Genomic DNA, 17,520 nt, shown 5'->3' with positions numbered 1-17,520 from the left:
CGAGCGATGGGATCTGCCGGATCGGTCACTGAAGTTCGCGCCCTCGTCCGACGCCCGGATCGCGCGCATCCGTCGGACAACCGTCGGCGGCAAGAAGACCGGCGCAGCGGTGACCGCTCGACCCGTGGAGCGCCTGTTCCCGCAGGACCCGTCCCGAACCACACCCGATCTGACGCCCCCCTCGCGGGCCCTCCACCATCGATTCCTCTCGGACAGGAAGCAACCAGGCGCCATGACGGCCTCACCCTTCGCGCTCGGCGCCGACTTGCGCGCGCTCCTCGACGACTCGCGGCAGAACAATGTCGACCTGCTGCGCGCGCTCGCGATCACCGCGGTGTTCATCCATCACGGTCAGCACGTGTTCGGCGGCAATGTGCCGTTCTTCGGTGCCTCGGGCGGCTGGTTCGGCGTGCAGCTGTTCTTCGTCATCAGCGGCTATCTGATCAGCGCGAGTTGCGAAAAGCACGGCCTGCGCGACTATGCGATCCATCGTTTCTTCCGGATCGTCCCGGCCTATCTCTTCTTCTTCCTGGCGATCGGGATCAGGGCCAGGGTCGTCACGGCCGGCGCCATCGCCGCCGACCCGTGGGCCTTCATCATCAACCTCGCCTTCCTGCAGCACCTGTTCCCGGCGGCGCTGATGAAGTTCGACGTGCTGCATGTCACCTGGACCCTGACCGTCGAGGTGCTCTGGTACGTGCTCGCCCCGCTGCTGCTCATCGGCAACCGGACGCTGCGCTGGCCGACGGTCCTGATCGCCGTGCTCGTGTCGACCGCCTGGGTCTACATGGCCAGCACGGGCGCGCTGGACTTCCTCTACCCCGGCACGAGCGACACGAACCCCGGCCAGGCCTACCTGTTCGTGGTCAACCACTTCCTGGCGCAGGTCGTCTTCTTCGTCTTCGGCGCCTGGATCCACTTCCATCGGCAGGCCGTGGCGCGCATCAACCCCGTGCTGTCGCTGAGCCTGGCGCTCCTGGTGTTCCTCGCCCTGCCGTACTACCTGGTCTTCAATCCAATGTTCGTCACGGGCATCGGGATCGCACTGCTGCTGGTGACGGCGCTCAACAGCCAGCCGATCCGCAGCCGGATCGTCTTCTGGATCTCCGAGACCTCGTATGCGATCTACCTCTGCCACTTCCCGATGATGCTGTGGGTGCGCGATCGCCTGGGATGGGAAGGAATGGCGGGCGCCCTGGCCGCGCTGATGGGCAGCCTGATCCTGGCTTCGCTGAGCTATGTGCTGATCGAGCGGCCGTTCGTGAGGATCGGGAGACGCATGACGCGGTCGCCGCCACCAAAGACGGCGCACGAGGGCGGGAATCAGGGGGAACTGGCTGCCCGGCATCGGGCGGCATCGGAGCCCGAGTGGCCTGTCCGGAGGGGATCGAACCCCCGACATTCGGCTTAGAAGGCCGATGCTCTATCCAACTGAGCTACGGACAGACGAGAGAAGCAGGACTTCCGGACGGCAGGACCGGGTGTGGTGGTCCATGCCAGAGAAGAGAGGAAACAAGAACTTGGTCGGGGCGAAAGGATTCGAACCTTCGACCCTCTGGTCCCAAACCAGATGCGCTACCAGGCTGCGCTACACCCCGACAAGCCCGCGATTCTAACCTGTGGCTAGACTCGTTTCTTTTGCGCGATCGCCGGGAATGTCGAAAAGACTGGTCCCGTCGTCGATCGACGCACCGGATCTTGCTGTCCACGCCATGACTTCCACCTTCGATCGCCGCTTCTTCCTCCAGTCCGGTGCCGCCGCCCTCGTCTCGCTGATGGGCGCCGGTTGCGCCCTGCCCCGAGGCGGCGGTGTCGGTGGTGCCACCCCGGTGCTGGGATTCGGCCACGTCGCGGCCACCCTGCACGACGGCATCACGCTGCCGCCGGAATACGACTTCGAGGTGCTGTACCCCTGGGGCTCGCCCACCGGCGTCGCGGGCGCGATGCCCGCCTTCGCGCCGGATCGCGGCAACTCGGCGGCCGATCAGGCCTTGCAGGCCGGCATGCATCACGATGGCATGCATTTCTTCCCGCTCGCGGATGGCGGTCCCGGCGAGAGCCGTCGTGGCCTGCTCGTGATGAACCACGAGTACACCGACGAGAACCTGCTGCATGCCGATGGCGCCAAGCCGGCCAGCGCGGAGAAGGTCGCCAAGTCGCTGCATGCGATGGGCGTGTCGGTGATCGAGATCGAGCGCACCGCCCGGGGCTGGCGGCAGGTGCTGCCCTCGGCCTACGCGCGCCGCATCCATGGACGCACGCCGATGCGCATGGCCGGCCCGGCGGCCGGCACGGCATGGCTGCGCACGACGGCCGACCCCGGCGGCACGCGCGCGCTGGGCACCTTCGCCAACTGCGCGATGGGCGTCACGCCCTGGGGCACCTACCTGACCTGCGAGGAGAACTTCCACGGCTACTTCGGCGGCCCGAAGGATGCCGCCGCGACTGCCACCCCGGCCCAGCGGCGCTATGGCACGGTGCCGGGCTCGCAGTGGGTCGAGTACTGGCGTTTCGACGAGCGCTTCGACCTGTCCCGCCAGCCCAACGAGGCGAACCGCTTCGGCTGGGTGGTCGAGATCGATCCCTTCGACCCGAGCTCCACGCCCGTCAAGCGCACCGCGCTCGGCCGCAAGCGGCAGGAGAGCGCCACCTGCACGTTGACGGCCGACGGACGCGTGGCCGTCTACATGGGCGACGACTCGGCCTTCGAGTACGTCTACAAGTTCGTCAGCCGCGAACGGGTCCGTCCCGGCCACGATGCCGCCGCCCGCGCGGCCAATCGCGGCCTGCTCGACGACGGCACGCTCTACGCGGCGCGCTACGACGCCGATGGCCGTGGCCGCTGGCTCGAACTCACGCACGGCCGCGCCGGGCTGGATGCCGCGTCGGGCTTCGCCGACCAGGCCCAGGTGCTGGTGCAGGCGCGGCTCGCGGCCGATGCGGTCGGCGCCACGAAGATGGACCGCCCGGAGTGGATCGCCGTGCATCCGCACACCGGCGAGGTCTATGTCACGCTGACCAACAACATCCTGCGCGGCGATCCCGGCCAGCCCGCCGCCGATGCCGCCAACCCGCGCGCGCCCAATCTCTTCGGTGGCATCCTGCGCTGGCGCGAGGATGGCGGCGACGCCGGCAGCGAGAGCTTCGCGTGGGACCATTTCTTGCGCGCGGGCGATCCGATGCTGGCCGGCACCGGCGCCCGCTATCCGACGGCGGATGCCGATGCCTTCGGCTCGCCCGACGGGCTGCATTTCGATGCCTCGGGGCTGTTGTGGATCCAGACCGACATGGGCGGCTCGGCGATCGGCAAGGACGGGCTCGCGGCTCTGGGCAACAACCAGCTGCTGTGCGCCGAGCCGGCCAGCGGACGCATCCGCCGCTTCATGGTGGGGCCGAACGGCTGCGAGGTGACGGGCTGCGTGCTGACGCCGGACCGGCGCACGCTGTTCGTGAACATCCAGCATCCGGGCGAGCGCCGCGACAGCAGGACCGGCGCGGTCAGCAGTGCCTGGCCCGAGGACGCCGTGCCGGGCAGCGCGCCGCCGCGTTCGGCCACGGTGGTGGTGCGCCGGCGCGACGGCGGGATCGTCGGGACCTGAGATCGCGCGGGCACGGTCAGCCGCGACCCGCCACCGCGATCGGACCGTTCCCCGGTCGCTCCCGGAGTGGCTTCAGCGACCCTTGCGGATCGGCCGGGCCGGCATCGCCTTCGGGCGCAGGCCACCGCTGGCGGCGGACGAGCCCGGCGCCACGTTCGAACGCGCCAGGCCACCCGCCGCGCCGCCCTGCCGGCCAGAGCCGTTGTCGCGTGGCGGCAGTCCGGTGTGCTGCGTCAGCAGGCGGCCCTTGGTGGGCGAGTTGACGGCCGTGGCACCGGCCTTCTCCGCCGTGCCGCCGGACGAGTTCTTCCTGCGCGCGCTGGTGTAGCTGCCATCGGTCAGGGGCTGCCAGGTCGGGATCAGGTGATGCTTGCCGTTGCCGATCAGGTCGGCCCGGCCCATCGCCTTCAAGGCCTCGCGCAGCAGCGGCCAGTTGTTGGCATCGTGGTAGCGCAGGAAGGCCTTGTGCAGGCGGCGGCGCTTGTCGCCGCGCACGATGTCCACCGTCTCGCTGGTGCGCGTGATCTTGCGCAGCGGGTTGCGGTTGCTGTGGTACATGGCGGTGGCGGTGGCCATGGGACTCGGATAGAAGGTCTGCACCTGGTCGGCGCGGAAGCCGTTCTTCTTCAGCCAGATGGCGAGGTTCATCATGTCCTCGTCGCTGGTGCCGGGGTGGGCGGCGATGAAGTACGGGATCAGGTACTGCTTCTTGCCCGCCTCGGCCGAGAACTTCTCGAACATCTGCTTGAAGCGGTCGTAGCTGCCGATGCCGGGCTTCATCATCTTGGTGAGCGGGCCCTGCTCGGTGTGCTCGGGCGCGATCTTCAGGTAGCCGCCGACGTGGTGCTGCACCAGTTCCTTGACGTACTCCGGACTCTGCACGGCCAGGTCGTAGCGCAGGCCGGACCCGATCAGGATCTTCTTGATGCCGCGCAGCGCGCGGGCGCGGCGGTAGATCTTGATCAGCGGATCGTGGTTGGTGCCGAGGTTCTGGCAGATGCCCGGATAGACGCAACTGGGCTTGCGGCAGGCGGCCTCGATCTCCGGGCTCTTGCAGCCCAGGCGATACATGTTGGCGGTCGGCCCGCCGAGGTCGGAGATGGTGCCGGTGAAGCCGCTGACGCTGTCGCGGATGGCCTCGACCTCCTTGATGATCGAATCCTCCGAGCGACTCTGGATGATGCGGCCCTCGTGCTCGGTGATCGAGCAGAAGGTGCAGCCGCCGAAGCAGCCGCGCATGATGTTCACGCTGAAGCGGATCATCTCCCAGGCCGGGATCTTGGTGGCGCCGTCGTGGCCGCCGGTCTCGTCGGCATAGCGCGGATGCGGACTGCGCGCATACGGCAGGTCGAACACGTGGTCCATCTCGGCCGTAGTGAGCGGGATCGGGGGCGGATTGACCCAGACGTCGCGCGCGGTGGCGCCCTCGCCATGCGCCTGCACCAGCGCGCGGGCATTGCCGGGATTGGTCTCCAGGTGCAGCACGCGATTGGCGTGGGCATACAGGACCGGGTCGGCACGGACCTGCTCGTACGACGGCAGGCGGATCACCGAGCGCTCGCGCGGCGGCACCTTGATGCGGGTGGAGACCGGCCTGGCGGCTTCCGGGGCCTCGGCGGTCGACGCCTCCGGCGACGGCTCGTGACGCGGGACCTGCGACGCCGGGCGCAGGTTCGGGTTGGGCATGAAGCGCAGCGGTTGCACCGCGTCTCCCATTCCACCCGCGCCCGCCGCCGATGGCATCGCTGGCGACCTGGCGATCGGGCCCCGCGCCTCGGCGGCCTGGGCGACGGCCTGGGCCTCGTCCTCCTTGGCGCAGGTGGCGCCATTAGCCTTGGCCTGATCGGACACCATCAGGTAGGGATTGACGTGGGCCTCGACGCGGCCGAGTTCGTCGATGCTTGTGGAGTCGATCTCGAACCAGCCCTCGGGCGTGGCGCGACGCACGAAGGCGGTGCCGCGCACGTCGGTGATCTCCTGCACCGGCTCGCGCGCGGCCAGGCGGTGGGCGATCTCGACGATGGCGCGCTCGGCGTTGCCATAGAGCAGCAGGTCGCACTTGGCGTCCACCACGATCGAGCGGCGCACCTTGTCCGACCAGTAGTCGTAGTGGGCGATGCGCCGCAGGCTGCCCTCGATGCCGCCGAGGATGATGGGCACGTCGCTCCAGGCTTCCCGGCAACGCTGCGAGTACACGATGGCGGCGCGGTCGGGCCGCTTGCCACCGACGTCGCCGGGGGTGTAGGCGTCGTCGCTGCGGATCTTCCGGTCGGCGGTGTACCGGTTGATCATCGAATCCATGTTGCCCGAGGTCACGCCGAAGAACAGGTTGGGCCGCCCCAGCGCCTTGAAGGGATCGGCGCTCTGCCAGTCCGGCTGGGCGATGATGCCGACGCGGAAGCCCTGCGACTCCAGCATGCGGCCGATGACCGCCATGCCGAAGCTCGGGTGATCGACATAGGCATCGCCCGTGACCACGATGATGTCGCAGCTGTCCCAGCCGAGCGCGGCCATCTCCTCGCGCGAGGTCGGCAGGAATTTCGCGGTGCCGAAGCGGGCCGCCCAGTACTTGCGATAGCTGGTCAGCGGCTTGGCCGCGCGCGCGAAGAAGGAGACGTCGACGGGGGCGTTCATCGGATAGGGAGGGACGGATGGAGTGATGGAGGGCGGAAACCTGCATCCGCCTGTGGGTGGCGCCCGGGCCGGGCAACCGGGGATTTTAGGGTTTTCCGCCCGGTCCGTCGCCCCGTGGGGACAACGTCCTCCCTGCTACTGCATGAACCAGCCGTGGCTGACCACCATCGACTGGCCGGTCAGCGCATTGGTCGGGAAGGCGGCGAACAGCAGGGCCACGCGGGCGACGTCGTCGGTGGTGGTGAACTCGCCATCCACGCTGTCCTTGAGCATGACCTTCTTGACGACGTCCTCCTCGCTCATGCCCAGGTTGCGGGCCTGCTCGGGGATCTGCTTCTCCACCAGCGGCGTGCGCACGAAGCCCGGGCAGATGACATTGGCCCGCACGCCATGCTTGGCGCCTTCCTTGGCGACCGTCTTGCAAAGGCCGATGAGGCCGTGCTTGGCCGTCACGTAGGGGGCCTTCATGACCGAGGCCTCCTTGGAGTGCACCGATCCCATGTAGATCACGCTGCCGCCGCGTCCCTGCGCGTACATGTGCTTCAGGCAGGCCTTGGTGGTGAGGAAGGCGCCATCGAGGTGGATGGCCAGCATCTTCTTCCATTCGGCGAAGGTGAATTCCTCCACCGGGTGGACGATCTGGATGCCGGCGTTGCTCACCAGGATGTCGATGCTGCCGAAGGCCTTCGCGGCCGCCTCGACGGCGGCGTCGACCTGCTCCTCGCTGGTCACGTCGACGCCGACGCCGATGGCCTGCGCGCCGCTGGCCGAGATCTCGGCGGCGGTGGCATCGGCGGCCTCCTTGTTGAGGTCGGCGATGACGACCCTGGCGCCCTCCTTCGCATAGAGCAGCGCGATCTCCTTGCCGATGCCGCTGGCCGAGCCGGTGACGAAAGCGACCTTGTCCTTGAGTTGCATGGATGTGTTCCTTGAGTGGGATGGAAAAGCGGTGGGATGACCGCGGCGTCAGCGCTGCGCTCGCGGCGGCCGGTGCGCCACGGCGGGCGCGTGCATCGGATGGCGCACGCGGCGCGATTGCGGATCGGTCAGGTCGAAGGTGGTCACGCCATTGACGTCGGAGGCCTGCCGCAGCAGCTCCGGATGGTCGAGCGTGTGGCGGATGTCGCGCAGGCCGGCGTCCCAGTGTTCCTCGACCGAGGCGCGCGAGAACTCGTAGTCCTTCGATTCGAGCTCGTAGGGCTTGTTGCGGTAGATCAGGTGGACGATCTCGATCGGCTCGTGGGTCAGCTCGGCGCGCACGGCGGCGACGCTCGGGTCGTCGCGCAGCTGCGGCGGCAGCTTGGCCATGAGATCGGCGATGGCCTGCTGCAGGTTCATGTTGGAGGCCAGCGCATCGGTGTTCATGCGCGTCCGGCTCGAATAGGTGATGTCCTTCTGCCGCTCCAGGGTCTCGCCCAGCGTGCGCGGCATGGCGCCCCGGGCGCTGAACAGGTCGACCTGCAGCACCAGCAGCGACTCGTCGCGCGGGTGGGTGTCGAGGACGTACTGGAGCGGCGTGTTCGAGACGATGCCGCCATCCCAGTAGTCCTCGCCATCGATGTGCACCGGCGCGAAGCCCGGCGGCAGCGCGCCGCTGGCCATGATGTGCTCCGGTCCGATGCGGTGGACGGTGTTGTCGAAATAGATCGAATTGCCGGTCCGCACGTTGACCGCGCCGACGCTGAAGCGCGTCCCGCAGTCGTTGATGCGGTCGAAGTCGACCAGCCGCTCCAGCGTGGCGCGCAGTGGTTCGGTGTCGTAGTAGCTCAGGAGCGGCGCGTTGGCGCCGAGCAGCAGCGCCGGCGTCACGCGCGGCTGGAAGAAGCCGGGAATGCCCAGCAGCGCGGCCGATGCCGCGCTGAACTGGTTCTGCCACTCGCGCCCGCCGGCCCACGATGGCAACTGCTGCGGCAGGCCGGACGACACCAGATACCAGAATTCCTTGAGCCGGTCGATGCGGCGCTCCGGCGCGTTGCCGGCGATCAGCGCGGCATTGATGGCGCCGATCGACACGCCGGCCACCCAGTCGACCTCCTTGTGGCGTTCGTGGGCGCCGGCATAGACGCCGGCCTGGTAGGCCCCCAGGGCACCGCCGCCCTGCAGCACCAGCGCCCGCCGCGCGAAGGTGATGTCCTGATTGCGAGGATTGGCTGGCGGGGTCTCGGAGTTGCTCATGGCGTCGGTGAAGGTAGGTCGCCACGCTCGGGCGGCACACCCCGGCTGGCGTCGCCGGAGGTCTCGTGGACCGCGTGGGGCTTGTTCTTGAGGGAGCCGAACTTCTGCGCGTAGACCCAGGTGAACTCCGCTCCCAGCAGGAAGATCTGCGCCGAATAGTAGACCCACACCAGCACCACCACCAGCGAGCCCGCCGCGCCATAGCCCGAGGCCACGCTGCTCTTGCCGATGTAGAGCCCGATGAGGTGCTTGCCGACCGTGAACAGCAGCGCCGTGACGCCGGCGCCGGTCCAGACGTCGCGCCACTCCACCTTCACGCGCGGCATGAGCTTGTAGATCATGGCGAAGATCACCGTCACCATCGCGAAGCTGAAGAGGAAGTTCACCGCCTGCGCCAGGGTGGCCCAGCCGCCGAACATCGGCGCCCACCACTTGCCCAACGCCGCCAGGGCCGCGCTGGCGATCAGCGACACCATGAGCAGGAAGCCGATGCCCATCACCATGCTGAAGGACAGCAGGCGCACGCGCACGATGCTCCAGACGCCGCTGCTGTCGTCGCGCGCCGGGGCGCGCCAGATGCGGTCCATGGCGTCCTGCAGTTCGCCGAACACCGTGGTCGCGCCGATCACCAGGATCGAGACGCCCACCACCGTCGCCACGATCCCCTCCATGGGCTTGTTGACGGCCTCGAGCATGCCCTGCACGGCCAGCGCGCCCTGCGCGCCCATCAGACCGGAGAGCTGGGCGAAGATCTCGCCGCGCGCCGCGTCGCGGCCGAACACCAGGCCCGCCACCGAGATCACGATGAGCAGCAGCGGCGCCACCGAGAAGATGGTGTAGTAGGCCAGTGCGGCCCCCATGCTGGGGGCGTAATCGTTCTTCCATGAGAGGAAGGCCTGCTTGAAGAGATCGAAGAGTGCGCTCGGGGACATGCCCCGAGTGTCACCGCAGCCGGCGTCCGTGCGATGTCGGCCCATGTCGGTACTTCCGCCGCGCCGCCGACGCGGATCGGTCGGCGCAACCATAATCGGCGGCCATGCAACCGGCCGTTTCCGACTCCCTCCCCGACCGTCCCCGTCCCAGCTCGACGGCCGACCTGTTCCTCTCCTTCACGGTGCTGGCGTTGCAGGGCTTCGGCGGCGTGCTGGCGGTGGTGCAGCGCGAGATCGTCGAGAAGAAGCGCTGGCTGACGCCGGACGAGTTCATCGAGGACTGGGCCGTCGCCCAGGTGCTGCCGGGTCCCAACGTGGTCAATCTCGCCGTGATGATCGGCGACCGCTACTTCGGCCTGCGCGGCGCCGCCGCCGCCGTCGCCGGCCTGCTCTCGGCCCCGTTGGTGGTGGTGATGGTGCTGGCGGTGCTCTACACCTACTTCGCCGGTGATCCACGGGTCGCCGGCGCCCTGCGCGGCATGGGAGCCATCGCCGGCGGCATCATCGCCGCCACGGGCTTCAAGCTGGTGCCGCAACTGCGCAAGAACCCATTGGGCTTCCCGCTCTGCCTGGGCCTCGTCGCGCTGGTGTTCGGCGCCATCGCGCTGGCCCGCATCCCGCTCGGCTGGGTGCTGCTGACGGTCGGCGCCGCCGCCTGCATCCAGACCTGGCGAAAGATCGCGCCATGACCATCGTCATGCACTGGCACGACTGGCTCGCGCTCTTCGGCCAATACCTGCTGCTCTCGCTGCTCTCGATCAGCGGCGCCATCACCACCGTGCCGGACATGCAGCGCTACCTGGTGGTGCAGAACGGCTGGCTCAGCGGCACGCAGTTCACCTCGTCGGTCGCCATCGCGCAGGCCGCGCCCGGGCCCAACGTGCTGTTCGTCGGCCTGATGGGCTGGAACGTGGGGCTCAACGCCGGCGGCGGCATCGACGGCGGCATCCATGCCTGGCTGCTCGGCTTCCTCGGGTTGGCGATCACCATGGTGGGCATCCTGCTGCCGAGCACCACCCTGACCTATTTCGCCACGCGCTGGGGCCATCGCAATCGCGCCCGGCGCGACGTCCGCGCCTTCAAGCAGGGCATGGCACCGGTCGTGGTCGGCCTGCTGATCGCCACCGGCTGGGTGCTGGCGGCGGGCAACCGGGCGCCGGACACGCCACCCTGGCACCTGTGGCTCGTGGCCGGCGCGGCTGCGCTCGTGGTCTGGCGCACCCGCATCCACCTGCTGTGGCTGCTGGGTGCCGGCGCGGCGCTCGGCGCGGCCGGCTTCGTCTGAGCGCCCTGCCGCACCCTCCGCCGCCGCCCAGAGCCACTCGACGACGTCTTCAACGAAGAAAGGACACCCACCATGGAACTCCGTCCCCTCGGCCGCTCCGGCCTGCAGGTCTCGCCACTCGCCTTCGGCGGCAACGTCTTCGGCTGGACCGTCGACGAGAAGCTCTCGTTCAGCCTGCTCGACGCCTGGCTCGATGCCGGCTTCAACTTCGTCGACACGGCCGACGTCTACTCGCGCTGGGTGCCCGGCCACGTCGGCGGCGAGTCCGAGACGATCATCGGCAAGTGGTTCGCCCAGAGCGGCAAGCGCCACCGCGTCGTGCTCGCCACCAAGGTCGGCAAGCCGATGGGCGATGGCAAGTCGGGCCTGTCGGCGGCCTACATCCGCGAGGCGGTCGATGCCTCGCTGCGGCGCCTGAAGACCGATCACATCGACCTCTACCAGTCGCACGACGATGATTCCGGCACGCCCTTCGAGGAGACGCTGGGCGCCTTCGCCGACCTGGTCAAGGCCGGCAAGGTGCGGGCCATCGGCGCCTCCAATCACACGGCGCCCCGCCTGGCCGCGGCGCTGGATGTGGCCGAGCGCGACGGCCTGCCGCGCTACGAGAGCCTGCAGCCGCTCTACAACCTGTACGACCGCAGCGAATTCGAGGACGCGCTGGAGTCCCTGTGCCTCGAGCGCGGGATCGGCGTCATCAACTTCTATGCCCTGGCGGCGGGCTTCCTGACCGGCAAGTACCGCACCGAGGCCGATGCGCGCAAGAGCCCGCGCGGCGAGAGCACGACCCGCAAGTACCTCAACCCGCGTGGTCTGCGGATCCTGGCGGCGCTCGACCTCGTCGGACGCCGGCAAGGCGTGCCGATCGCCCGCGTGGCATTGGCCTGGCAGCTGGCACGGCCGGCGATCACGGCACCCATCGCCAGCGCTACGTCGCTGGAGCAGTTGCGCGAACTCGCCGCGGCGGCCGAGCTGCGCCTCGATGCCGCGTCGATCCACGAACTCGACGAGGCCAGCGAGCCCGGCGCGCGCTACGAAGGCGTCTGAGCGCGTCCCCGGGGGCCTGCGTGGCCCCATGAGAAAAGGCCGGATCAAGTCATCGATCCGGCCTTTTCTTGCCATCTGGGACCCCGGAGGGGGTCACGCGATGGATCGCTTACCTGGGTGCCGAGGCGGCGTTGCGCGCGGCATCGGTGGCGGCATTGGCGGCGTCGAGCGCCGACGAGGCAGCCGGCGACGGTGCGCTCATGCCCATGCCGCTGGTGGCGCCGGATGCGGCGGGGGCCATCGGATCGGCCGGCGTCATCGTCGTCGACGGTGCCGGCGTGACCACGGCCGGTGCGGGCGTCACGACGGCCGGCGCGGCGGGCTCTTCTTTCTTGCCGCAGGCGGTCAGGGCGGCGGCGGCCATCAGGGCAGCGATCAGGACGGACTTGTTCATATGCAATCTCCTAGAGAAGTGAAGCGTGAAAATAAATTCTAGGTCGATCCTCAGGGCAAAACAGGACCCCGGCGTTGGCCTGGACGCCTCTGCGCCGTCATCCAAATGCCCGTCCGGCCGTCCTCGCCCGGCGATCAGAGGCCCAGCGTCGTGGCCGGAAACCCCGGTCGACCCCGCCGACGGCACTCGTCGATCTGCTCGCGCAAGGCCCGCCGGTGCTGGGGATCGCGGCCGCTGACGCCCCGGCTGCGCTCGGCGTCGATCCGGTGCAGGAACCACTGCGGCGTCCACAGGGCGCTGGGAACGGCCGGCGCGCCCGGGCCGCCGCAGGCGATGCAATCGACCAGATGGCTCCAGGTCCGGCGCCACTGCACGAAGCGCGCATGCTCGCGCTCGAACACGCCGAAATCGCCCGCCACCATCGTCAGGCTGCGTCCGCTCGACGCCCAGTCGTTCAGCGCGGCCGCCACGGCGCGCTCGCCCAGCGGCCAGTCGCCGAAGGTCGGATCGCACAGGACGATCTGCCGCCAGCCTTCACGCGCGGCCCTCTCGAAGGCCGCATGCAGCAGCGCGTGGAATGCCAGCCGGCCGTCGAAGGGACCATCCGGCAGACCGATGCCGGCCGCTCCGATGGCATCCGGCGCGGGATCAACCGGCGACATGGGCCCATCCCGCGGCGCACCAGTCGCCCAGCAGCTCGATGGCCTCCGTGCTGGCGCCCTGCAGCGCGCGGGCGTCGAGTTCGCGCCGATCGGCCAGTCGCCGCATCAGCGTGGCATCGCGGCCGGCGGCGCGGAAGCTCTCGCCATTGATGAAGACATGGCGCGCGTCGTAGAGCATGCGCGTGCGCCGGTCGAGCACCAGATGCGCGGGCACCCCTTCAGGCGCGTCGCCGGGCTCGAACCACACGTTGCCCTTGGGCTCGGTCATGGACTCGCCCAGGGCGCGTTCGACCACGTCGGCCTCGCGCAACGCGGCTTCCACCGCGTCGCGCGCGAAGGCCTGCAGGGCGGCGGGCATGGCGGCGGGCGCCTCCACCGCCGCCTGCGCCGGATCGCGGTAGTGCCGGGGTCGCGACGCCGGCTCGTCCTGCAGGGCGTCGGCGCCCGCCTCGGCGATGCGCGCCAGCAGGTCGGCGCCCAGCGCCGAGGCCGCCGGCGAGCGCAGGCCGATCGAGCACGTCATGCAGTCGCCGCCCACCGCGACGCCGTCGTGGGCATAGCGTGGCGGCAGGTAGAGCATGTCGCCGGGTTCGAGGTCGAAGGTCTGCTCGGGTTCGAAGTGACTCAATATCCTCAGCGGCACGTCCGGCTGCAGGCTCAGGTCGCGCTGGCGGCCGATGGACCACCGGCGCGTGCCCTGCACCTGCAGCAGGAACACGTCGTAGCTGTCGAAATGCGCGCCGACGCCGCCGCCGTCGCCGGCATAGCTGATCATCAGGTCGTCCAGCCGCGCATCGGGCAGGAAGCGAAAGCGCCGCAGCAGCGCATGCGCGGCATCGTCGTGCAGGTCCACGCCCTGCACCAGGAGCGTCCAGCCGGGCTGCCGGGCCGATGGCAATGCGCGGCGCGCGAACGGGCCGTGCCGCAGGGTCCAGCCGCTGGTGCCCTGGCGGATCAGGCGCGACTCGACGTCGTCGCGCGCGGCCAGATCGAACAGGGCATTGCGGGACACCGGCGGGCCGTCCAGCGCCACGGCCTGGCGCACCAGCAGCGGCTTCTTCTGCCAATGCCGGCGCATGAACTGCGTCGGCGTCAGGCCGCCGAGCAGGGATGAGGGTTGGTCGAGATCCATCGGGGAATTCTGCTTGAGAAGCGATGCGTGCCTGGCGCCTGAGCGCTTTTCCGCGCGCGCGGGCGGGACCGACGGACGCTCGCTCCACGTCGACCTCGTCCGCCGGGGTCGACCAAACATCGTTAAAGTCCATGCCCGGGCGATGCCGAGCCTGGAACCGAACGTCAACAACCCAAGCAGGGCCGTCGCAGCGGCCAGGATCATTCTTCGATGGAAATTTCAGAACAATGCGTGGTCGGACTGACCTGGACGCTCAAGGACACCCTGGGCGATGTGCTGGACGTGCTGGACGAGCCGGTGGAGTTCCTGGTCGGCGGCGACGACCTCTTCGATGCGATCGAAGCCGCGCTGCAGGGCCATGAGCCCGGTGCCCGCGTGCAACTGCAGCTGGAGCCCGAGCAGGCCTTCGGCGACTTCAACGACCAATTGCTGTTCCTGGAGCCCCGCGCGCTCTTCCCCGAAGGCACGGAGGAAGGCATGACCTTCGACGGCGCCGCCCTGCCCGCCGGCACCAGCCCGGACATCCCGCGCGATGCGATCTACACCGTCAGCGAGGTCTATCCCGAGCACCTCGTGCTCGACGGCAATCACCCGCTCGCGGGCATCGCGCTGCGGCTGGACCTGACGGTGCGATCGGTGCGCGAGGCGACCGAGGACGAGATCGGCAGCGGGACCGCCGGCACCGGCTTCTTCAGCGTCGCGCCCAAGACGCCGGGCAACGACCTGCTGCACTGAGCGAAGCGGCCCTCGAGCCGGACGCAGCAAAGAAAAAAGCCGGGCGCATGACCCGGCTTCGCTGCTTCTGGCGCGCGTGCATCGTGGCGTCAGTACCTGGACAACTGGTTGTTCTCGATCCGCACCCGGTCGCCCACCCGCAGGTCGCCCGGTGTCGGCACGTCGAAGGCGCGATAGCCGCCGTAGTCGGTCTGCACCGAGATGCGATAGGTCTCGTAGGCGCGCGGGGCGTTGTTGTTGGACTCGATGCGATTGCCCAGCAGGGCGCCGCCCACCAGGCCCAGCGCCGTCATCGCGGCGCGTCCGCCACCGCCGCCGAACTGGTTGCCGACCACGCCACCCACCAGACCACCGGCGATCGCGCCGCCGCCCGACGGACCGGAGCCCTGCGTCTCGCTGCGCACGACCTCGATGTTGGCGATCCGCCCGTAGTCGACATACGGGGCCTGCGCCACCGGGCGGGAATGCGGCTGGTAGGGATAGCGGGCCGTCTCGTAGGCCGGCCCCGGGGCGGCGCAGGCCGTCAGCGTGGCGATCGCCACCACGGCGGCGGCCAGGGAGAGGGATCGCGCCGGTCGTGTCCTGGTCCTGGATTCGGTCTGGGTCTGGGATATCGTCTTCATGGCTGTGGCTCCTGCTGTCGCGCGGCCTGATGGAGGCGCTGCGGCGACACTGACTGTTGTAGTGAGGAAGGACCTCTTGGGAGTGCGCGCCCGGCCGGGAGTTCCGGGCTTTGCACGCAGGCCGGTCGGCCCCGTCGGTCAGCCACGTCCGGTCGACCCGTAGCCGCCCTCGCCGCGCTGGCTGGGCGCGAAGTCCGCGACGACATTGAACGAGGCCTGCATCACCGGCACGATGACCAGCTGCGCGAGCCGCTCCATCGGCTGGATCACGAAGGTGGCGTCGCTGCGGTTCCAGGCGCTGATCCTGAGCTCGCCCTGGTAGTCGCTGTCGATCAGACCGACCAGGTTGCCCAGCACGATGCCGTGCTTGTGGCCCAGGCCCGAGCGCGGCAGGATGAGCGCGGCATAGGCCGGGTCCGCCAGGTGGATCGCCAGGCCGGTGCCGATGAGCTGCCAGGCATTGGGTGCCAGCGTCACCGGCTCGTCGAGGCAGGCGCGTAGATCGAGGCCGGCGCTGCCGGGTGTCGCATAGGCGGGGAGCTGATCCGTCATGCGCGGATCGAGGATTCGGACGTCTACTTTCATGGCTTTCGGGGAGATCGTTCTGTGCGGGGATCGTGCATTCGAGTGCCGGCGTCGGCCTGGGCGTTGGCGTTGGCGTTGCGGGAGGCGTCCGCGGCGACGCGCACCCGCTCCTGCAGCCATCGTCCCCAGCCCGCGCCACTCGTGGGCGGCGCGGCCCAGCGGCGCAGGCCGCGTGCGATGGTGTCGCCCAGCGCCATCGGCGCCGGGGCCTGCTGCCGGCCCGGCTCGTGGCCGCCGGCGCTGGCGCCGCCGCGCGATGCCGGCGCGCCGGCGGGCTCGACGATGCTGCCGTACACGGCGCCATCGAAGCCATCCACCGGGGTATGGGAGGCGCGCAGCCGGGCCTGGGCGGCACGCGCCATCAGCTGGTCGACATAGCGGGCGAAATCACCATCGGGAGGGGTGGCCCAGTCGTTGCGGATCATGAGCCGTCCTTCCAGGCCGGCAGGCGGCCGGCGATCTCCTGCACCAACGCGCGCGCCAAGGCGAGCTTGGACGCGCGCGGCAGTTCGCGCTCGCCATGTTCGTCGACCAGCAGCAGGCTGTTGTCGTCCTGTCCGAAGGTCAGCGGGCCGATGTTGCCCACCAGCAGCGGGATGCCCTTGCGTGCGCGCTTGGCCCGCGCGTGGGCCGACAGGTTCTCGCTCTCGGCCGCGAAACCGACGCAGTAGAGGCGCCGGTCCCGCACCCGCTCGCTCTGCGCGACGGTCGCCAGGATGTCGGCGTTCTCGGTGAAGTTCAGCACCGGCACCTGGCCGCTGCCGTCCTTCTTGATCTTGTGTTCGCTCGCCGTCGCCGGGCGCCAGTCGGCCACCGCGGCGGTGGCGACGAACACCGTCGCGGCGGAGGTCTGCGCCAGCGTCGCGTCGAGCATCTGCTGTGCCGACAGGACGTCGATGCGGCGCACGCCGCGCGGCGTGGGCAGATGCACCGGACCGGCCACCAGCGTGACCTCGGCGCCGGCCTCGCGCGCGGCGCGGGCGATGGCGAAACCCATCTTGCCCGACGAATGATTGGTGATGCCGCGGATCGGGTCGAGCGCCTCGAAGGTCGGCCCGGCCGTGACCAGCAGGTGCTGGCCGGCCAGCACCTTGGGCTGGAACGCGGCGACGACGTCCTCGAGCAGCTGCTCGGGCTCCAGCATGCGGCCGTCGCCGGTCTCGCCGCAGGCCTGGGCGCCGCTGCCCACGCCCAGCACCATCGCGCCATCGGCCGCGACCTGCGCCAGGTTGCGTTGCGTGGCCGGGTGGCTCCACATCTCGCGATTCATGGCCGGCGCGATCAGCAGCGGCACGCGTTCGGCCGGCCGCGCCAAGCACAGCAGGCTGAGCAGTTCGTCGCTGCGCCCGGCCACCAGCCGGGCGATGAAGTCGGCGCTGCACGGCGCCAGCACGATGGCATCGGCGTCGCGCCCCAGGTTGATGTGGGGCATGTTGTTGGCCTCGCGCGCATCCCATTGCGACACGTAGACCGGCCGCCCCGACAGCGCCTGCATCGTGACCGGCGTGATGAACTGCGTGGCGGCTTCCGTCATCACCACCTGCACGACGGCGCCGGCCTTGACGAACAGGCGGCACAGCTCGGCCGACTTGTAGCAGGCCACGCCGCCGGTGAGTCCGAGGACGATGTGTTTACCCGTGAGGTCTTGCATGCGGGGAGTTTAAGTGGCCCACCTATAATTCCGATTTCCCACTGTCCGGGTGTTCTGGCCCGGTAC

17 protein-coding genes and 2 tRNA genes are annotated in these 17,520 nt (G+C 69.6%); 6 read left to right on the top strand and 13 right to left on the bottom strand.

The annotated features are described in order from the left end of the window. The first annotated feature begins 232 nt into the window (after window positions 1-232). Window positions 233-1,411 (top strand): acyltransferase family protein, encoded by a 1,179-nt coding sequence (locus tag AC1MLT_RS03595; protein WP_481034893.1) that lies wholly within the window; start codon window positions 233-235, stop codon window positions 1,409-1,411. Here AC1MLT_RS03595 and AC1MLT_RS03590 read toward each other — a convergent pair. Together AC1MLT_RS03590 and AC1MLT_RS03585 are read right to left on the bottom strand one after the other, a co-directional pair. Next, window positions 1,370-1,446, bottom strand: a tRNA-Arg gene (locus tag AC1MLT_RS03590). The two genes, AC1MLT_RS03595 and AC1MLT_RS03590, sit on opposite strands and share 42 nt — an antisense overlap. A gap of 75 nt (window positions 1,447-1,521) precedes the next feature. Beyond that, a tRNA-Pro gene (locus AC1MLT_RS03585) sits at window positions 1,522-1,598 on the bottom strand. Between the two features lie 114 nt (window positions 1,599-1,712). On the opposite strand from AC1MLT_RS03585, the gene AC1MLT_RS03580 reads away from it, so the two are divergent. Continuing rightward, window positions 1,713-3,599 (top strand): PhoX family protein, encoded by a 1,887-nt coding sequence (locus tag AC1MLT_RS03580; protein ID WP_481033906.1) that lies wholly within the window; start codon window positions 1,713-1,715, stop codon window positions 3,597-3,599. 72 nt (window positions 3,600-3,671) lie between these two features. On the opposite strand, the gene AC1MLT_RS03575 is transcribed toward AC1MLT_RS03580, so the two are convergent. From AC1MLT_RS03575 to AC1MLT_RS03560, 4 genes are all read right to left on the bottom strand, one after another. Beyond that, a complete protein-coding gene (locus tag AC1MLT_RS03575) occupies window positions 3,672-6,233 on the bottom strand; it encodes a YgiQ family radical SAM protein (protein ID WP_481033905.1) in 2,562 nt (853 codons plus the stop codon). A gap of 135 nt (window positions 6,234-6,368) precedes the next feature. After that, window positions 6,369-7,151 carry a 3-hydroxybutyrate dehydrogenase gene (locus AC1MLT_RS03570; protein WP_481033904.1) on the bottom strand — a complete coding sequence of 261 codons (783 nt, stop codon included), beginning with the start codon at window positions 7,149-7,151 and terminating at the stop codon, window positions 6,369-6,371. Between the two features lie 48 nt (window positions 7,152-7,199). Continuing rightward, entirely contained in the window at window positions 7,200-8,408 is a 1,209-nt protein-coding gene (locus AC1MLT_RS03565; protein ID WP_481033903.1) for a DUF3734 domain-containing protein, read from the bottom strand. Further along, complete coding sequence (locus AC1MLT_RS03560) at window positions 8,405-9,340, bottom strand: YihY/virulence factor BrkB family protein (RefSeq protein WP_481033902.1); 936 nt, start codon at window positions 9,338-9,340, stop codon at window positions 8,405-8,407. The genes AC1MLT_RS03565 and AC1MLT_RS03560 overlap by 4 nt, the downstream gene beginning before the upstream one ends. A 104-nt stretch (window positions 9,341-9,444) precedes the next feature. Here AC1MLT_RS03560 and AC1MLT_RS03555 point away from each other — a divergent pair, with 104 nt between their 5' ends. The 3 genes from AC1MLT_RS03555 to AC1MLT_RS03545 all read left to right on the top strand — a co-directional run bounded on the left by AC1MLT_RS03555 (window position 9,445) and on the right by AC1MLT_RS03545 (window position 11,672). Beyond that, entirely contained in the window at window positions 9,445-10,029 is a 585-nt protein-coding gene (locus tag AC1MLT_RS03555) for a chromate transporter (protein WP_481033901.1), read from the top strand. Beyond that, the gene (locus AC1MLT_RS03550; RefSeq protein ID WP_481033900.1) at window positions 10,026-10,625 is read left to right on the top strand and encodes a chromate transporter; all 600 of its coding nucleotides are present in this window, start codon (window positions 10,026-10,028) and stop codon (window positions 10,623-10,625) included. Before AC1MLT_RS03555 ends, AC1MLT_RS03550 begins: the two co-directional genes overlap by 4 nt. Window positions 10,626-10,697: 72 nt before the next feature. Continuing rightward, window positions 10,698-11,672: an aldo/keto reductase gene (locus AC1MLT_RS03545; protein WP_481033899.1), complete on the top strand. Its 975-nt coding sequence runs from the start codon at window positions 10,698-10,700 to the stop codon at window positions 11,670-11,672. Window positions 11,673-11,781: 109 nt separating this feature from the next. Here AC1MLT_RS03545 and AC1MLT_RS03540 read toward each other — a convergent pair whose 3' ends face one another. The 3 genes from AC1MLT_RS03540 to AC1MLT_RS03530 all read right to left on the bottom strand — a co-directional run bounded on the left by AC1MLT_RS03540 (window position 11,782) and on the right by AC1MLT_RS03530 (window position 13,860). Further along, complete coding sequence (locus AC1MLT_RS03540) at window positions 11,782-12,066, bottom strand: hypothetical protein (protein WP_481033898.1); 285 nt, start codon at window positions 12,064-12,066, stop codon at window positions 11,782-11,784. A 134-nt stretch (window positions 12,067-12,200) separates the two neighbouring features. Beyond that, window positions 12,201-12,728 (bottom strand): hypothetical protein, encoded by a 528-nt coding sequence (locus tag AC1MLT_RS03535; protein WP_481033897.1) that lies wholly within the window; start codon window positions 12,726-12,728, stop codon window positions 12,201-12,203. Further along, window positions 12,715-13,860 (bottom strand): JmjC domain-containing protein, encoded by a 1,146-nt coding sequence (locus tag AC1MLT_RS03530; RefSeq protein WP_481033896.1) that lies wholly within the window; start codon window positions 13,858-13,860, stop codon window positions 12,715-12,717. The genes AC1MLT_RS03535 and AC1MLT_RS03530 overlap by 14 nt, the downstream gene beginning before the upstream one ends. Window positions 13,861-14,070: 210 nt before the next feature. Here AC1MLT_RS03530 and AC1MLT_RS03525 point away from each other — a divergent pair, with 210 nt between their 5' ends. Then, window positions 14,071-14,595 (top strand): FKBP-type peptidyl-prolyl cis-trans isomerase, encoded by a 525-nt coding sequence (locus tag AC1MLT_RS03525; RefSeq protein ID WP_481033895.1) that lies wholly within the window; start codon window positions 14,071-14,073, stop codon window positions 14,593-14,595. Between the two features lie 89 nt (window positions 14,596-14,684). Here the strand turns inward: AC1MLT_RS03525 and AC1MLT_RS03520 are convergent, their stop codons facing one another. From AC1MLT_RS03520 to coaBC, 4 genes are all read right to left on the bottom strand, one after another. Further along, complete coding sequence (locus tag AC1MLT_RS03520; RefSeq protein WP_481033894.1) at window positions 14,685-15,218, bottom strand: glycine zipper 2TM domain-containing protein; 534 nt, start codon at window positions 15,216-15,218, stop codon at window positions 14,685-14,687. Window positions 15,219-15,356: 138 nt separating this feature from the next. Then, the gene (gene dut / locus AC1MLT_RS03515; RefSeq protein WP_481033893.1) at window positions 15,357-15,803 is read right to left on the bottom strand and encodes a dUTP diphosphatase; all 447 of its coding nucleotides are present in this window, start codon (window positions 15,801-15,803) and stop codon (window positions 15,357-15,359) included. After that, window positions 15,800-16,228, bottom strand: coding sequence for a hypothetical protein (locus tag AC1MLT_RS03510; protein WP_481033892.1), 429 nt, complete (start codon window positions 16,226-16,228; stop codon window positions 15,800-15,802). Before AC1MLT_RS03510 ends, dut begins: the two co-directional genes overlap by 4 nt. Beyond that, entirely contained in the window at window positions 16,225-17,454 is a 1,230-nt protein-coding gene (coaBC, locus tag AC1MLT_RS03505) for a bifunctional phosphopantothenoylcysteine decarboxylase/phosphopantothenate--cysteine ligase CoaBC (protein WP_481033891.1), read from the bottom strand. Before coaBC ends, AC1MLT_RS03510 begins: the two co-directional genes overlap by 4 nt. Window positions 17,455-17,520: the final 66 nt, after the last annotated feature.

It is taken from the genome of Variovorax sp. PEI5 (assembly GCF_056679935.1).
This window is presented reverse-complemented; position numbering and strand designations above follow the sequence as displayed.

What these genes read in the sequence shown, in the direction of transcription:
- AC1MLT_RS03595 (WP_481034893.1), top strand. Translation starts at nt 233, where the DNA reads ATGACGGCCTCACCCTTCGCGCTCGGCGCCGACTTGCGCGCGCTCCTC.
- AC1MLT_RS03580 (WP_481033906.1), top strand. Translation starts at nt 1,713, where the DNA reads ATGACTTCCACCTTCGATCGCCGCTTCTTCCTCCAGTCCGGTGCCGCC.
- AC1MLT_RS03575 (WP_481033905.1), bottom strand. Translation starts at nt 6,233, where the DNA reads ATGAACGCCCCCGTCGACGTCTCCTTCTTCGCGCGCGCGGCCAAGCCG.
- AC1MLT_RS03570 (WP_481033904.1), bottom strand. Translation starts at nt 7,151, where the DNA reads ATGCAACTCAAGGACAAGGTCGCTTTCGTCACCGGCTCGGCCAGCGGC.
- AC1MLT_RS03565 (WP_481033903.1), bottom strand. Translation starts at nt 8,408, where the DNA reads ATGAGCAACTCCGAGACCCCGCCAGCCAATCCTCGCAATCAGGACATC.
- AC1MLT_RS03560 (WP_481033902.1), bottom strand. Translation starts at nt 9,340, where the DNA reads ATGTCCCCGAGCGCACTCTTCGATCTCTTCAAGCAGGCCTTCCTCTCA.
- AC1MLT_RS03555 (WP_481033901.1), top strand. Translation starts at nt 9,445, where the DNA reads ATGCAACCGGCCGTTTCCGACTCCCTCCCCGACCGTCCCCGTCCCAGC.
- AC1MLT_RS03550 (WP_481033900.1), top strand. Translation starts at nt 10,026, where the DNA reads ATGACCATCGTCATGCACTGGCACGACTGGCTCGCGCTCTTCGGCCAA.
- AC1MLT_RS03545 (WP_481033899.1), top strand. Translation starts at nt 10,698, where the DNA reads ATGGAACTCCGTCCCCTCGGCCGCTCCGGCCTGCAGGTCTCGCCACTC.
- AC1MLT_RS03540 (WP_481033898.1), bottom strand. Translation starts at nt 12,066, where the DNA reads ATGAACAAGTCCGTCCTGATCGCTGCCCTGATGGCCGCCGCCGCCCTG.
- AC1MLT_RS03535 (WP_481033897.1), bottom strand. Translation starts at nt 12,728, where the DNA reads ATGTCGCCGGTTGATCCCGCGCCGGATGCCATCGGAGCGGCCGGCATC.
- AC1MLT_RS03530 (WP_481033896.1), bottom strand. Translation starts at nt 13,860, where the DNA reads ATGGATCTCGACCAACCCTCATCCCTGCTCGGCGGCCTGACGCCGACG.
- AC1MLT_RS03525 (WP_481033895.1), top strand. Translation starts at nt 14,071, where the DNA reads ATGGAAATTTCAGAACAATGCGTGGTCGGACTGACCTGGACGCTCAAG.
- AC1MLT_RS03520 (WP_481033894.1), bottom strand. Translation starts at nt 15,218, where the DNA reads ATGAAGACGATATCCCAGACCCAGACCGAATCCAGGACCAGGACACGA.
- dut (WP_481033893.1), bottom strand. Translation starts at nt 15,803, where the DNA reads ATGAAAGTAGACGTCCGAATCCTCGATCCGCGCATGACGGATCAGCTC.
- AC1MLT_RS03510 (WP_481033892.1), bottom strand. Translation starts at nt 16,228, where the DNA reads ATGATCCGCAACGACTGGGCCACCCCTCCCGATGGTGATTTCGCCCGC.
- coaBC (WP_481033891.1), bottom strand. Translation starts at nt 17,454, where the DNA reads ATGCAAGACCTCACGGGTAAACACATCGTCCTCGGACTCACCGGCGGC.